The sequence below is a fragment of the Ruegeria sediminis genome, assembly GCF_005938215.1.
Taxonomy (GTDB): domain Bacteria; phylum Pseudomonadota; class Alphaproteobacteria; order Rhodobacterales; family Rhodobacteraceae; genus Ruegeria; species Ruegeria sediminis.
Genome location: NZ_VCPD01000003.1, coordinates 332,777 through 348,261 on the forward strand (window position 1 = coordinate 332,777; position 15,485 = coordinate 348,261).

Here is a 15,485-nt window from a genome sequence, read left to right on the forward strand (position 1 = left end):
GTACCGAAGATCGTTGAGCGGGCGTTGTGTAATGGTAAGACCTCAGCCTTCCAAGCTGATGATACGGGTTCGATTCCCGTCGCCCGCTCCAGAAACTTTCCTTTTAGACAAATTGCCGACAAAAATCCCTGGCGACTTGCGGTAATTATATGTTTTTAAACGTTTTTTTGCGGCATATTCATTAGCCTTCCAAGCTAATGACGCGGGTTCGATTCCCGCCGCCCGCTCCAGTCTCGGCTTTCCTTCCGGCAATTGCGTCAAATGGACGTTTCGCGCGCTGCGGCGGGCGGCTTTGGCTTGACCCCGCGCACCTGCGGGGCCAAGAAGCGGCCAATCGGAAGTGACCAGACCACAAGGGCCCGACATGGCAAGACCGCAGTCCGAAAAACCGGCATCAAGCCCTGCACCCGGCGCCAGCGAGGAGCGGGCGAAGTCCAGGAAGCTGAGCGTTCTCGCCTCGCTCTGGCCGTTCATGAAGCCCTACCGCCTGCTGATGATCGGCGCGACGCTGGCGCTGGTGGTGACGGCCAGCATGATGCTGGCGCTGCCCTTGGCCGTGCGCCGCGTGGTAGATCATTTCCGCATCGAAAGCGGCGAGTTGCTGGACCAGTATTTCCTGGCCGCGCTGGGCATCGCGGCCGTTCTGGCCCTGGGGACCGGCGTCCGCTATGCGCTGGTGACGCGGCTGGGTGAACGGGTGGTGGCCGACATCCGCAAGGCGGTGTTCGACCGGGTGATCGGCATGAGCCCGGAATTCTACGAGCGCATCATGACAGGCGAGGTGCTGAGCCGGATCACCACCGACACGACGCTGATCCAGTCGGTGCTGGGCTCGTCGGTGTCGATCGCCCTGCGCAACATCCTGATGTTCCTGGGCGGACTGGTGCTGATGCTGCTGACCTCGGCCAAGCTGACGGCGATGGTGCTGCTGCTCATTCCGGTGGTGGTCGTGCCCATCCTGGTGCTGGGCCGCCGCCTGCGCGGCATCAGCCGCGAGAACCAGGACTGGATCGCCGCATCGTCGGGGAATGCAGGCGAGGCGCTGGGCGCGGTTCAGACCGTGCAGGCCTTCACCCACGAAACCGCCAGCCGCGGGCAATTCGCGGACCTGACCGAAACCTCGTACATCGTGTCGCTGCGCCGCATTCAGACGCGCGCGGTGCTGACCGTGATCGTGATCTTCCTGGTGTTCTCGGGCGTCGTGGGCGTGCTGTGGATGGGCGCCAACGACGTGCGCGCCGGTCTGATGACCGAAGGCACGCTGATCCAGTTCGTGATCTACTCGGTGATCATGGCCGGTTCGGTCGGGGCGCTGTCGGAAATCTGGAGCGAGTTGCAGCGGGCGGCCGGGGCGACCGAACGTCTGGTGGAGCTTCTGACGGTCGAGGACACCGTCACCGATCCCGCCAATCCCGCGACGCTGCCGCAGCCGGTGCGGGGCGAGATCGGGTTTGATGGCGTGAGCTTCCGCTATCCTTCGCGCCCGGACGTGGCGGCGCTGGACGACATGACCTTGACGGTCAATCCGGGCGAGACCGTGGCCTTTGTCGGCCCGTCGGGCGCGGGCAAGACCACCGTGATCCAGCTGATCCAGCGGTTCTACGACCCGGACGCGGGCGCGGTCACGCTGGACGGGATCGACCTGCGCAGCCTCAAGCGGTCCGATTTCCGCCGCCACATCGCGCTGGTGCCGCAGGACCCGGTGATCTTTGCCGCCTCGGCTCGGGAGAACATCCGGTTCGGACGCCCCGAGGCCACGGATGCCGAGGTGGAGGAGGCGGCGCGCGCCGCCGCCGCGCATGATTTCATCGCGGCGCTTCCCGAAGGCTATGACAGTTTCGTGGGCGAGCGCGGGGTGATGCTGTCGGGCGGGCAGAAGCAGCGCATCGCCATCGCGCGGGCCATCCTGCGCGACGCGCCGGTGCTGCTGCTGGACGAGGCGACCTCGGCGCTGGACGCCGAAAGCGAGCGGGCGGTGCAGGGGGCGGTCGACGAACTGAGCGCCGGGCGCACGACCCTGATCGTGGCGCACCGCCTGGCCACCGTGAAGAAGGCCGACCGGATCGTGGTGATGGAGGCGGGCCGCATCGTGGCGCAGGGCACCCATGCCGATCTGGTGGCCGAAGGCGGGCTTTATGCGCGGCTGGCGCGGCTGCAGTTCACCGACGGGGTCGCCGCCGAATGAGGTGACGTTCCGGCACCCCTCGTATCGCCGCAGCGTCATTCTACAAAATCTTCCATCCTCCCGATAAGCCCTCGCTTGCACGAACGAGGATTTGCTCTCATCTTGGGGCGGAACAAAGGGTCCGCGCCAGGCAGGGCCGCATCAGGGAGGAGCCGGATGGCATTTGCGGGGTTCGAAGACAGGGCACGGATTGAACAAGAGATGCCGTGGGAGGAGCGTGACCTGCCGGTGACGCTGCATCAGCTTTTGTCGCGCACGGCCGGCAAGTTTCCGGATCACAAGGCGCTGAGTTTCCAGATCCTTTCGGGCCCCAAGGACAAGGCCGAGACGCTGACCTGGTCGGAGCTGCTGGGCAAGGTCAACCAGGCCGCCAACCTGTTCCGGTCGCTCGGGATCGGCCAGTCGGACGTGGTGGCCTTTGTGCTGCCCAACTCGAACGAAACGCTGGTCACGCTGCTGGGCGGCGCGGTCGCGGGCATCGTCAATCCGATCAACCCGCTGCTGGAGCCGGAACAGATCGCCGCCATCCTGCGCGAGACCGACGCCAAGGTCGTGGTGACGCTGAAGCCGTTCCCCAAGACCGACGTGGCCCAGAAGGTCGCCGAGGCGGTGCGCCACGCGCCGCGCGTGCATACGGTTCTTGAGATCGACCTGAACCGCTACCTGACGCCGCCGAAATCCTGGATCGTGCCGCTGGTCCGGCCCAAGATGGCGGACAAGGAGCATCTGGCCCATGCCGATTACATGGATTTCAACAAGGAACTGGCCAAACACCCCAAGACGCTGACGTTCGAGGACGTGCTTGAGGACCGGGTCGCCTGCTATTTCCACACCGGCGGCACCACCGGGATGCCCAAGGTGGCGCAGCACAAGTATTCCGGCATGATCTACAACGGCTGGCTGGGCCACACGCTGCTGTTCTCGGAAGAGGACACGATCATGTGCCCGCTGCCGATGTTCCACGTCTTCGCCTGCCACGTGATCGTCATGGCCGCGGTGGCCTCGGGCGCACATGTGGTGTTCCCGACCCCGGCGGGGTATCGCGGCGACGGGGTGTTCGACAATTTCTGGAAGCTGATCGAACGCTGGAAGGTCACCTTCATCATCACCGTGCCGACGGCGATCTCGGCCAAGATGCAGCGCCCGGTCGATGCCGACATCTCGACGGTCAAGACCGCGTTCTCGGGATCGGCGCCGCTGCCGGTGGAGCTGTTCCGCCGCTTTGAAAAGGCGACCGGCGTGACCATCGTCGAAGGCTACGGCCTGACCGAGGCGACCTGCCTGGTGTCGTGCAACCCGGTCGACGGCGAGAAGAAGATCGGGTCGATCGGCATACCGTTCCCCTATACGGACGTGAAGATCCTGCAGGACGGCCCCGACGGCCCCACCGAATGCGCCGTGGACGAGGTGGGCGAGATCTGCATCTCGAACCCGGGCGTCTATGCCGGGAACACCTATACCGAGGCGGAGAAGAACACGAACCTCTATCACTACGGCACCTACCTGCGCACCGGCGATCTGGGCCGGTTCGATCCCGACGGCTATCTCTGGATCACGGGGCGGGCCAAGGACCTGATCATTCGCGGCGGCCACAACATCGATCCCGCCGAGATCGAGGAGGCGCTGCTGGCGCATGACGCCGTGGCCTTTGCCGGTGCCATCGGCCAGCCCGACGCCCATTCCGGCGAGGTTCCCTGCGCCTTCGTGGAACTGGTTGACGGCGCGACGGCCACCGAGGAAGAGCTGCTGGAGCATTGCAAGGTGCATGTGCACGAGCGCGCCGCGCATCCCAAGCACATGACGATCCTGCCGGAACTGCCCAAGACCGCCGTCGGCAAGGTGTTCAAGCCCGAGCTGCGCAAGCAGGCGATCACCCGTGTCTACAACGGCGCGCTGGAAAAGGCCGGGGTTGCGGCCCGGGTGGTCTCGGTCGTGGACGACAAGAAACGCGGACTGGTCGCGCAGCTTGACGCGAACGGCTCCTCCGAGGACGATGTGAACAAGGTCCTGGGTGCCTATACCCGGCCTTGGGAATGGGCAGCCTGATCGGAGGGCCAATGGACTATGAGCGGCTGATCGACGAGGAAACCTGGAACTTCATCGGGCGGACGGCCGAAAGCTACCCGGAAGACGCGGTGCATCTGCCGATCGACGAGCAGCGGCGGATCTATGACAAGCTGTGCCGCGCGTTCCGGCAGCCCTATCCGGAAGTGATCCAGACCGAGGACCGGGACGCCAAGGGCGTCCCCGTCCGGGTCTACACCCTTGGCGATCCCACGCGAACCGTCGTCTATTTCCATGGCGGCGGTTTCGTTCTTGGCGGTCTGGACAGTCATGACGACGTCTGCGCCGAAATCTGCGCCTCGACCGGGTACCGCGTGGTGGCCGTCGATTACCGGCTGTGCCCGGAGCACCGCCACCCGGCGCAGTTCGACGACTGCTGGACCGCCACCGTCTGGGCGGCGGAGGAATTCGGCGACCCGCTGGTTCTGGCCGGGGACAGCGCCGGGGGCAATCTGGCGGCCTGCGTCACCCATCACAGCCGCTGGCGGCTGAAGGACGTTCTGGGGCAGGTGCTGATCTACCCGGTTCTCGGCGGCGACGTGGACAGCGGATCCTATGTCGAACACGCGAATGCGCCGATGCTGACCCGCGAGGACGTGCTGTTCTACAAGTCGGTGCGGTTCGAGGGCGACGAACCGACCGGCGACCCGACCTTTGCGCCGTTGCAGGACACGGATTTCTCGGACCTGCCGCCGACCGTCATCGTCACCGCCGATTGCGATCCCTTGCGGGACGATGGCCGCGACTATCGCGACCGGATTCTGGCTGCGGGCGGCACCGCGCATTGGATGAACGAAAAGGGGCTGGTCCACGGCTATCTGCGCGCGCGCACGACCGTCGGACGGGCGAGCGACAGTTTCGAGCGCATCACCGTGGCCATCGAGGCGCTGGGGCAGGGGATCTGGTGCTACGACTAGGCGGGTGCGCCCGAGCCGCGCCCCGGCGGCCCGGGCCGCTTTCGGTCACTGAAGGAAAGGCGCGGCCTTCATGGTCTCGGCGACCGGCGCCCCCATCCGCCTGAGCAGGGTCGGTGCCAGTTGGAGCTGGTCGATGACGAAATCGTCCGCGGGCCCTTCGGCCTCTCCGAAATAATAGAGCGCGGTCTCCTGCTGCAGCGCGCAGCGGCCGCCGTGGTGGCCGCGATCGTCCTGGCCGTGGTCGGCGGTCACGATCACCTCGTATCCCATCTGCCGCCAGCGCGTGATGAATGGGGCCAGCATCTCGTCCGCGACGAAACAGGCGTGATCCATTTCGCGGGCGTCGTGAAAGAAACGGTGTCCCATGCTGTCCAGCGTGCAGGTGTGCAGGATGCCGTAATCCAGGCCGAAGCGCAGGCACAGGTTGGTCAGCGTGGCGTAGAGATCGACGTCCGAGGGCGTCATCTGGTTGTCGTGGCCGTAGCCGGTCATGGTGTGGAACCGGCCGTGGTTGATGGTGGAGCTGTCGGGTTCGTCATATTCGATGTCGCGGACGTAATCGAACGGGTGGCGGTTGAAGAACTGCGACCAGAAACTGTGCGTCACCGCCCCGGTGACGCCGCCGGCCTCGCGGACCTGGGAAAAGACGTCCTTGTGGCCCAGCCGGAAGACGTTGCCGTTGCCGGTGCAGCCGTGCTCGGCCGGGGTGACGCCGGTATGGATCGAGGCGTAGCAGCTGGCCGAGATGGACGGCAGCACCGAACGCAGTTTCCAGACGCGCGCATCGCCGCTGTCGACCCAGCCTTCGAGATTGCCGAAGAGACGGCGGAAGTTCCGGTAGGGGACGCCGTCGAGGATGATGAGAAGGATTTTCCGGTCCATGAGTGTGTGCATTTCCTGATCAGAGGGCTTGCCCGCGGCGGGGCCAGTTTGCCGGCGCCGCGGTCGCCGGTGCGCGCTTGTGAATTGGAGGGAGTGACATCAGCGTGACATCCGGGTCGTGCCGGTCGGAAATTCGGCCATCAACCCTCGCTGGCGAGCATCTGCGCAATACCAGCGTAGCCCGGGCCGGCAAGCCGCGCGCCGCCGGCATCGGCCTGCGCTTCGTCGGCGCGGATGCCGTGGCCTTCGACCACCCGGTTCATCAGTGCGTAGGTCGCGGCGATGAAGGCCGCGAAGCTGACCGCGTCTTCGGTCCAGCCGGCGTCGAGGATCGCGCGGACATGCTCGGGGCCGACGGAGGCGGGATCGCTGGTCAGCCGCGCCACATAGGCCAGCACCGGGATCAGGCGGGGGTCTTCGGGCGCTTCGGGGCGTTCGCAGATCGCGGCGACGGCCCCGTCTTCCATGCCGAGATTGACCGCCGCGCGCCCGTGCAGCGCATGGCAGTACTGACAGTCGTTGAGCGCCGAGACATAGGCCGCGATCGCCTCGCGTTCCGCCGGGGTGAAGGGCGAGGGCTGGCGCATCACCGCATCGTTGAGCGCAAGCATGGCCTGCGCGACGGCCGGGTGCCGCCGGTATACATCGAACAGCGTCGCCTTGTCGGGCAGGGAAGGAAGATGTGGCATCCGTGCGCTCCTGCTGGCGGGGCGTCAGTTCCCCGCGCTCTCCATCTTGCGGTGCGCCACCACTTCTTCCAGCCAGCCCAGGTGCATCTCGGGAACCGAGCTGAGCAGGAGGTCGGTATAGTCGTCGAAGGGCGGGCTGAGCACCTGGGACTTGGGTCCGTAGCGCACCACGCGGCCCTGGTACATCACCGCGATCGAATCCGAGATGGCGCGGACGGTGGCGAGATCGTGGGTGATGAACAGGTAGGCCACATCCTCGATCTTCTGCAGGTCCAGCAGCAGTTTCAGGATGCCGTCGGCCACCAGCGGGTCGAGCGCCGAGGTGACCTCGTCGCAGATGATCATCTTGGGCTTGGCCGCCAGCGAGCGCGCGATGCAGACCCGCTGTTTCTGGCCGCCGGACAGTTCCGCGGGGTAGCGGTCCATGAACTTTTCGCCCAGTTCGATCTCGTCCAGCAGTTCGACGATGCGCTTGCGCTTTTCCGCGCCGCGCATGTTGAAATAGAACTCGAGCGGCCGCCCGATGATCGTGCCCACCGTCTGGCGCGGGTTCATCGCCACGTCGGCCATCTGGTAGATCATCTGCAATTCGCGCAGGTCCTCGCGGGTGCGCCCGGCGAGGCTGGGCGACAGCGTGCGGCCGGCAAAGACGATGTCGCCGTCGCGCGGCGGCAGCAGGCCGGTGATCACCCGCGCCAGCGTGGATTTCCCCGACCCGGATTCGCCCACAACGGCGAGGGTCTGGCCCGGATGCAGGTCTACGTTGACATTGTGCAGCACGTCGAAGTTCAGCCCCTTGTAGCGTGCGGTGATGCCCTGCACGCTCAGCACCGGTTCCGGCGTCGGCTGTTTTTCCTCGTGGTCGATGGAGCGGACCGAGACCAGCGCCTGGGTGTATTCCTTCTGAGGGTTGTTGATGATCTGGTCGGTGGAGCCGAATTCGACCATGTCGCCCATCCGCAGCACCATGATCTCGTCGCTCACCTGCGCCACGACCGCCAGGTCGTGCGTGATGTAGAGCGCGGCGACGCCGGTGTCGCGGATCGCCTCCTTGATCGCCATCAGAACGTCGATCTGGGTGGTCACGTCCAGCGCGGTCGTGGGCTCGTCGAACACCACCAGATCCGGCTCGGGGCAGAGGGCGAGCGCGGTCATGCAACGCTGCAGCTGTCCGCCCGAAACCTGGTGCGGGTAGCGGTCGCCGATATTGTCGGGATCGGGAAGGCCGAGCTTGGCGAACAGCTCGCGCGCGCGGGCCTCGGCCTGCTTGCGCGAGAACTTCTTCTGCTCGACCGCGGCTTCGACGACCTGATCCATGATCTTCTTGGCCGGGTTGAACGAGGCGGCGGCGGATTGCGACACGTAGGTCACCTCGCCGCCGCGCAGGGCGCGGATGTCCTTGAGCGAGGTCTTGAGGATGTCGCGGCCGTTCACCCAGACTTCGCCGCCGGTGATCTTGACGCCGCCGCGGCCATAGGCCATCGACGCCAGCCCGATGGTGGACTTGCCGGCGCCGGATTCGCCGATCAGGCCCAGCACCTTGCCGGGTTGCAGGTCGAAGCTGACGCCATGCACGATCTCGATGTCGTGGGGCTTTTCGCCCGGCGGATAGACGGTCGCGCCGATCTTGAGGTCGCGGACCTTGAGAAGGGGATCGCTCATCCGCGGCCTCCTTTCAGCGAAGTGGTGCGGTTCAGAACCCAGTCGGCCACGAGGTTGACCGAGATGGCCAGCGTCGCGATGGCCACGGCCGGGTAGAGCGCTGCGCCGATGCCGTAGACGATGCCGTCCTTGTTTTCCTTCACGATGCCGCCCCAGTCGGCCAGCGGCGGCTGCACGCCGAGGCCGAGGAAGGACAGGGTCGAGACGAACAGGACCATGAAGATGAAGCGCAGGCCCAGTTCGGCGACCAGCGGCGACAGGGCGTTGGGCAGGATCTCGCGGAAGATGATCCAGACATGGCCCTCGCCGCGCAGCTTGGCGGCTTCGACATAGTCCATCACCTCGATGTCAACCGCCACGGCGCGGGCCAGGCGGTAGACGCGGGTGGCGTCCAGCAGCCCCATGACGATGATCAGCACGGGGATGGTGACGGGCACCATCGCCAGCACCACGAGCGCGGTGATCAGCGAGGGGATCGACATCACCAGGTCGACGCCGCGCGACAGGACCTGATCCGCCCAGCCGCCCAGAACGGCGGCCAGAAAGCCCAGCACCGAGCCGGTGACGAAGCTGAGGATGGTGGCGGCGGTGGCGACGAAGATCGTCGTGCGGCCGCCGTAGATCATGCGGCTGAGCAGGTCTCGGCCGATGTTGTCGGTGCCCAGCCAGTGTTCGGAGCTGGACGGCTCCCACACGTCGCCGACGATCTCGGCCATGCCGTAGGGCGCCAGCAGCGGGGCGAAGACCGCGACGAAGAAATAGAGGACGGTGAAGCCCAGGCCGATCAGGGCAGAGATAGGGATGTTCTTCATTTCGGATGCCTCAGCCTGGGGTTCGCCAGGATGGCGACGATGTCGGCGACCATGTTGAGGCCGATGTAGATGGCGGCGAAGATGACGCCGCAGGCAAGCACCACCGGCACGTCGCGCTTGGTCACGTGATCCACCAGGTACTGTCCCATGCCGGGATAGACGAACACCACCTCGACCACGACGACGCCCACGACGAGATAGGCGAGGTTCAGCATCACCACGTTGACGATCGGCGCGATGGCGTTGGGGAAGGCGTGGCGGTAGATGATCTTGAAGTTGTTGAGGCCCTTGAGTTCCGCGGTTTCGATATAGGCGGATTGCATGACGTTCAGGATCGCGGCCCGGGTCATGCGCATCATGTGCGCCAGCACCACCATCGTCAGCACGATGACCGGCAGCGCGATCGCCGAGAGCTTCTGCCAAATGGACATGCTGTCGTTGATCATCGCCAGCGGCGAGAACCAGCCCAGTTTCACCGCGATGAAGTAGACCAGCACGTAGCCGATCAGGAATTCGGGGATCGAGATCGTCGTCAGGGTGACCGCCGAGATCAGCTTGTCCGGCCAGCGGTTCCTGTAGCGTACGGCGAGAAGGCCCAGCAGGATGGCCAGCGGCACCGAGATGAGGGCCGCCCAGAAGGCCAGGAACAGCGTGTTGCCCAGACGCTTGCCGACGGATTCGGCGATGTCCAGCTTGTTGGTCAGGGACGTGCCCAGATCGCCTTGCAGGATGCCGCCAAGCCATTCGACATAGCGGGTCAGGGCAGGGCGGTCGAGGCCCATTTCCTCGCGCAGGTTGGCAAGCGATTCAGGGGTTGCCGCCTGTCCCAGAACGGCCTGGGCGGCATCCCCCGGCAGGGCTTCGGTCAGGCCGAAGATCAGGGCGGAGGCGCCGAAGAGAAGCAGGAGTCCCAGCGCGATGCGCTGGGAAACCAGTTTGATGATCGGGTGCATATTCGGGAACCCGTATCAGACGAACCACATCTTGCGGGAGATCTGACCGTTCATCATTTCCTGTGTCGGGTCGGTTTCCCAACCGTCGAGCTGGTTGCTGACACCTTCGATGAAGTCGTTGAACATCGGGCAGATCAGGCCGCCGGTATCGCGCACCATCATGCCCATCTGGGAATAGATCTCCTTGCGCTTGGCCGGGTCCAGTTCCGCGCGGGCCGCGAACAGGAGGTCGTCGAAGGCCTGAACCTTGAAGCGCGTGTCGTTCCAGTCCGCCGTGGACAGGTAGGCGGTGGTGTACATCTGATCCTGCACCGGACGCCCGCCCCAGTACGAGGCGCAGAAGGGCTGAACGTTCCAGACCTCGGACCAGTAGCCGTCGCCCGGTTCGCGCTTGATTTCCAGCGGGATGCCGGCCTGCGCCGCGCTTTGCTGGAACAGGGCCGCCGCGTCCACGGCGCCGGGGAAGGCGACGTCGGACGTGCGCAGGATGATCGGCGAGCCGTCATGGCCGGACGCCTTGTAATGCTCCGCCGCCTTTTCGAGGCTGAACTCGCGTTGCGGGATCGTTTCGTCGAACAGCGGATAGGCCGCGTTGATCGGCATGTCGTTTCCGACCGAGCCGTAGCCGCGCAGGATCTTGTCGACCAGTTCTTCGCGGTTGATGGCGTATTTCAGGGCCATGCGCAGATCGTTGTTGTCGTACGGCGCCGTGTCCGCATGCATGATGAAGACATAGTGTCCGCGGCCCGCCGTCGAATGGACGGTCAGGTTCGGCGCGCGGCTCAGCAGTTCCGCGATCTTCGGTTCGACCCGGTTGATGGCGTGGACCTGTCCCGACTGCAGCGCCGCGGTTCTGGCGGTGGCGTCGTTGATCACGATGACCTCGACGCTGTCGAAGTTTCCGTAATCGCTCCAGTGGTTCTCGAATTTCGAGAACAGGTGACGGACGCCCGGCTCGTCGACTTCGAGCTTGAAGGGGCCGGTGCCGATGCCGGCGCCGGGATTGTCCATGCCGCCGTCAGGCTGGATGATCAGGTGATAGTCGGCCATCAGATAGGGCAGGTCGGCGTTCGGGTCGGTCAGCGTGACCTGGAAGTTGTCGCCATCGGCCTTCATCGACTCGATGCCCTTCATGATGCCCAGGGCGCCGGACTTGGAATCCTCGTTCGAGTGGCGCTCCATCGTCTTCAGGACGTCTTCGCTGGTCATGGTCTTGCCGTTGTGGAATTCGACCCCCTGGCGCAGCTTGAAGGTCCAGACCTTGGCGTCCGCGCTGCCCTCGACGCTTTCCGCGAGGCGCGGTTCGATCGAGCCGTCCGGCGCGACCTCGACCAGGGTGTCGCCGAACTGCTTGCCGTTCATGAACGGAACCGAGCTGGCATAGGTCGCGGGGTCGAGCGAGTTGGTGGATTCGCCGCCCTGCAGGCCGAATTTCAGGTCGCCGCCCTTTTTCGGGCCGGCTGCCCGGGCCGCATTGGCGAACATGCTGCTGGCGACGGCGGCGGACACGCCCAGGGCCGCGGCTTTCCCCATGAATTCGCGGCGGGTCATCTTGCCGGCAGTCACCTGCCCAGTCATGTGAGTGAGTTGTTCGTTCATCGGAATCTCCCAGTTGGTTGTACTTTTGCCTCTGCGGGCTGTTTTTATTGACGCACGAGTCAAGGTTGGCGCATTTCCGGCAGGCGGGCAAGCGTTAATGTCCGGGCCGCAGGGGAATGCGGATTACATCTGGTTTCGCGGCACGGCGTCCTCGATTTCACGGGTATATACCACTTCGTCGTTCTCGTATGCGGTGATCGAGGCGCGCAGGAAAAAAGTGTTGGCGTCGGACCACATCTCGCTTCGCGTCTCGGTTCTCAGCCGCCAGTCGCCGCGCCCCAACTCTTCGGTCCAGTGGCAGGCGCCCCGGGCGGAGAGGGGATCGTCGGGATGGATGGACCAGCGTTCCCGGGCCACGCCGCCGCTGATCAGGCCATGCTCGCTGTCCTGTCGCAGGCCGAAATCGTCCTCGATGACCAGGCGCACCTCGCCGGTCGCAAGATCGGTCTCGGCGCGCCGCGCGTTCGAGGCCGCGCGCAGCGTTTCCACCTGCCAGGGCGTCTCGGATTGGGGCGGGGGAAAGACATGCTCGTCCGCGTCTGGCGTTGGGCGCTGGGGCAGCGAAAGCTCTCCGCCCGTCAGGTGCAGTTCGGCGGTTTCCGGCGAGGGCCAGATCATCGGCCAATAGGCGCTGGAAATGGCGAGCCGCAGTCGGTGGCCCTTGGGCACCCGGTAGGCGATCTGGTCGAGGTCCAGCGCGATGTCACAAGTTTCCCGCGGCTCCAGCGGCTGCGGGTCGGCATGGCTGTCCCGGTGGGTCAGGTTCAGCACGCCATACGTGATCCGGGTCGAGGCGCCGTCGGGGTGGAGGTGGTTCAGCCGCACGGCGATCTGCGCCTGCGGCTTGTCGGCGCTGAGCCGCAGCCGCAGCCGCGGCGCGCCGACGATGTCGAGGTTTTCCGCCAGCGGCGCGCCGTCGAAGCACACGGACAGCGCGTCGTCGGGCCGCTGGTCGCCTGGCATCTCAGGGCCCAGCCAGATGGCGCAGTACTCGCCGCCTTCCATGCCGCAGTGATGCGGAGACCGCACGCGGACGTCCAGCGCGCCGTCGGCGCCGAGGCCGGCATTGCTCAGGGACAGGTGCTGCCGCGGCAGGTGGGAGGTCGCGCCCGAGGTTTCGGCGATCCAGCGCCCGGGACGTTCGGTGTACCAGCGGGCGGGCCGGACGCCGTCCATCAGGTAGGCGCGGTAGTCGGGATCGTCGGCGACGCCGGTGTCGATGCCCTTGAGCCAGTGATCCCACCAGCGCAACGCCTCTTGCAGAAAGCCGATTCGGGGTTCGGGAACGGCGAAATGCGGGTATTTGTGGACCCAGGGCCCCACGATCCCCTTGACCGGAGCGTCCAGCCGTTCGACCAGCAGCGGCACGGCGTTCTTGTAGGCGTCGCCCCAGCCGCCGATCGCCAGGGTGGCGGCCCTGATCGCGGCGTAGTCCTCGCAGACCGAGCCGTGCCGCCAATAGGCGTCGCGGGTCTGGTGGCGCAGCCAGAGCGACGGAAGGAAGGGTTCGTTCTTCAGCCGCTTCAGCCACAGTTCGCGCCAGTTCTCGCGCAGGTCCGGATCCGGCGCGCGCGAGGAATAGGCCCACATCGTCGCGCCCCAGCCAAGGTTCTCGTTCAGCAGGCATCCGCCCTTGTAGTGGATGTCGTCGGCATAGCGGTCGGCGGTGGAACACAGGGTGATGATGGCCTTGAGCGGTTCGGGCTGCATCGCCGCCACCTGCAGCGCATTGAACCCGCCCCAGCTGATCCCCATCATGCCGACGCCGCCGTTGCACCAGGGTTGCGTTGCGAGCCAGCCGATCACCTCGACCGCGTCGTCCAGTTCCTGCTGCGTGTATTCGTCGGCCATCAGCCCTTCGCTGTCGCCGTTGCCGCGCATGTCTACGCGGATGCAGGCATAGCCGCGTTTGGCGAACCAGGGATGGGTCAGCGCGTCGCGCGCGGCGGTGCCGTCGCGCTTGCGGTAGGGCAGGTATTCCAGGATCGCGGGCACCGGGTCGTCGTCGGCATCCACCGGCCGCCAGACCCGGGCGGACAGGCGGCAGCCGTCGGACAGGGTGATGCCGAGATCCGGTATCTCTTCGATGTCGCGCAGGGCATTGGGGGCGGATGTCATGCGGCGAGTGTCATCCGCAATTCCGACAAATAAAAGGGGGTAATCGACAGATCATTCGCGAATTGCGACCAGAAGGTCCATCACATTCGTTCCGGTGGGGCCGGTGACGAGCAATGCGCCCTTGCGATCGAGGTAGCTGCCGCTGTCGGCGGCACTCAGCGCTTCCGCGGCGCCGTCGCCCCATGTGGACCCGTCCACGATGGCGCCCGCCGCATCGGTCGGCCCGTCGGTGCCGTCGGTGCCGCCGACCACCAGGGTGATCCCGCCGCAGCCCGCGATCTCGTGCGCCAGGGCCAGGGCCAGCGCCTGGTTGCGGCCGCCCCTTCCCGGGTTCTCGGGCAGGATGACGGTCGGTTCGCCGCCGAGGATCATCGCGCCGCGCGGCATGTCGCGCAGGCGCGGCCCCAGGCGCGCGGCCAGGGCCGGAAGGTCGTCATGCAGCGCTTCCTCGTTGGCCAGCACCGCGTACCCCGCCGTTTCCGCTGCCTGCGCCGCAGCGGCCCGGGCGTGGGCGTTCGAGGCGATGATCCGCGCGCGCGCCCTGAAGCTGAGCCCGTCCGGCAACGCGCCGATACCCGAGCCGATCACCATGAGGTCGTCGCCCGGCACGTCCGAGATCGCCAGGACCACGGCTTCGGCCCCCTGGAACCCCGACAGCAGCCCGCCGCCCTTGATCCGTGAAATCCCGCGCCGTTCGGCGTTCATCGCGGTGATGTCCAGCCCCGCCGCCAGAAGCCGCCGGTTGAGCGCGGCCAGATCGTCGAGGGTCTTGCCGGGCATCAGGTCCTCGGCCAGCGACGAGGCCCCGCCCGAGACCAGCAACAACAGGTGCGTGCCCGGCTCCATCGCCTCGACCGCCTCGCGCAGCGCCTGGCCGCCCTGAAGGCTGCGGGCGTCGGGAACCGGGTGCGACGCCTCGATCAGCTGGACATGGCCGGGCAGGCCGTCGCCGTGGCCGTCCTTGGTGACGACAAGGCAGGGCACCGCTCCGAACCGGTCGAGCGCCGCGCGCGCCATCGCCCCGGCGGCCTTGCCGACCGCCAGGATGCGGTCGGGCCTTTGCGTTTCGGCCAGGGCCGCCGCCGTGGCCGCGTAACCGCCGACCGCATCCACACCGGCCTGCCAGATCGTGCGGGCCATGTCGCGCCTGTCCATCAGCTTTCCATCCAGATTGTCACCGGCCCGTCATTGACCAGCTCTACCGCCATATCCGCGCCGAACCTTCCCGTCGCGACGGGAACGCCCTGTTCCGCCAGTTTTGCGGCAAAATACTCGTAGAGGCGTTCGCCCTCGGCGGGGGCCGCCGCCGCCGAAAAGCCGGGGCGGTTGCCGCGCGACGTGTCGGCGGCCAGCGTGAACTGGCTGACCACGAGGGCCGAGCCGCCGATGTCGAGAACGGAACGGTTCATCTTGCCCGCTTCGTCGTTGAAGATGCGCAGCCGCGCGATCTTGGCGGCCAGGTGATCGGCCTGTGCCTCGGCGTCGCCCTGCATGGCGCAGACGAGGATCAAAAGGCCGGGGCCGGTCTTGCCGATCACCTCGCCGTCGACGGCGACCGAGGCGCGGGACACACGTTGGATCAGGGCGCGCATTTCATCTCCTTC

At 66.2% G+C, this 15,485-nt stretch carries 12 protein-coding genes and 1 tRNA gene; 4 read left to right on the forward strand and 9 right to left on the reverse strand.

Features of this window, described 5'->3' with window-relative positions; translation table 11 throughout:
• The first annotated feature begins 17 nt into the window (after window positions 1-17).
• From FGK63_RS10075 to FGK63_RS10090, 4 genes are all read left to right on the forward strand, one after another.
• Window positions 18-91, forward strand: a tRNA-Gly gene (locus tag FGK63_RS10075).
• Between the two features lie 273 nt (window positions 92-364).
• The gene (locus FGK63_RS10080; RefSeq protein ID WP_138841761.1) at window positions 365-2,185 is read left to right on the forward strand and encodes an ABC transporter transmembrane domain-containing protein; all 1,821 of its coding nucleotides are present in this window, start codon (window positions 365-367) and stop codon (window positions 2,183-2,185) included.
• A 156-nt stretch (window positions 2,186-2,341) separates the two neighbouring features.
• The gene (locus FGK63_RS10085; RefSeq protein WP_138841763.1) at window positions 2,342-4,231 is read left to right on the forward strand and encodes an acyl-CoA synthetase; all 1,890 of its coding nucleotides are present in this window, start codon (window positions 2,342-2,344) and stop codon (window positions 4,229-4,231) included.
• An 11-nt stretch (window positions 4,232-4,242) separates the two neighbouring features.
• Window positions 4,243-5,166 carry an alpha/beta hydrolase gene (locus tag FGK63_RS10090; protein ID WP_138841765.1) on the forward strand — a complete coding sequence of 308 codons (924 nt, stop codon included), beginning with the start codon at window positions 4,243-4,245 and terminating at the stop codon, window positions 5,164-5,166.
• Window positions 5,167-5,211: 45 nt separating this feature from the next.
• Here the strand turns inward: FGK63_RS10090 and FGK63_RS10095 are convergent, their stop codons facing one another.
• From FGK63_RS10095 to dtd, 9 genes are all read right to left on the reverse strand, one after another.
• Window positions 5,212-6,048, reverse strand: coding sequence for an alkaline phosphatase family protein (locus FGK63_RS10095; protein ID WP_138841767.1), 837 nt, complete (start codon window positions 6,046-6,048; stop codon window positions 5,212-5,214).
• A gap of 140 nt (window positions 6,049-6,188) precedes the next feature.
• The gene (locus tag FGK63_RS10100) at window positions 6,189-6,737 is read right to left on the reverse strand and encodes a carboxymuconolactone decarboxylase family protein (protein WP_138841769.1); all 549 of its coding nucleotides are present in this window, start codon (window positions 6,735-6,737) and stop codon (window positions 6,189-6,191) included.
• Window positions 6,738-6,761: 24 nt separating this feature from the next.
• Window positions 6,762-8,399 carry an ABC transporter ATP-binding protein gene (locus FGK63_RS10105; RefSeq protein WP_138841771.1) on the reverse strand — a complete coding sequence of 546 codons (1,638 nt, stop codon included), beginning with the start codon at window positions 8,397-8,399 and terminating at the stop codon, window positions 6,762-6,764.
• Window positions 8,396-9,211, reverse strand: a complete 816-nt coding sequence (locus tag FGK63_RS10110; RefSeq protein WP_138841773.1) for an ABC transporter permease — start codon at window positions 9,209-9,211, stop codon at window positions 8,396-8,398. Before FGK63_RS10110 ends, FGK63_RS10105 begins: the two co-directional genes overlap by 4 nt.
• Complete coding sequence (locus FGK63_RS10115; protein ID WP_138841775.1) at window positions 9,208-10,164, reverse strand: ABC transporter permease; 957 nt, start codon at window positions 10,162-10,164, stop codon at window positions 9,208-9,210. Before FGK63_RS10115 ends, FGK63_RS10110 begins: the two co-directional genes overlap by 4 nt.
• A 15-nt stretch (window positions 10,165-10,179) precedes the next feature.
• Window positions 10,180-11,763 (reverse strand): ABC transporter substrate-binding protein, encoded by a 1,584-nt coding sequence (locus tag FGK63_RS10120; RefSeq protein WP_138841777.1) that lies wholly within the window; start codon window positions 11,761-11,763, stop codon window positions 10,180-10,182.
• Between the two features lie 123 nt (window positions 11,764-11,886).
• Window positions 11,887-13,881, reverse strand: a complete 1,995-nt coding sequence (locus tag FGK63_RS10125) for a CocE/NonD family hydrolase (protein WP_138841779.1) — start codon at window positions 13,879-13,881, stop codon at window positions 11,887-11,889.
• Between the two features lie 51 nt (window positions 13,882-13,932).
• The gene (locus FGK63_RS10130) at window positions 13,933-15,036 is read right to left on the reverse strand and encodes a DUF4147 domain-containing protein (protein ID WP_138841781.1); all 1,104 of its coding nucleotides are present in this window, start codon (window positions 15,034-15,036) and stop codon (window positions 13,933-13,935) included.
• On the reverse strand, window positions 15,036-15,473 hold the full coding sequence (gene dtd / locus FGK63_RS10135) for a D-aminoacyl-tRNA deacylase (protein ID WP_138841783.1): 438 nt from the start codon (window positions 15,471-15,473) through the stop codon (window positions 15,036-15,038). Before dtd ends, FGK63_RS10130 begins: the two co-directional genes overlap by 1 nt.
• Between the last annotated feature and the right edge of the window lie 12 nt (window positions 15,474-15,485).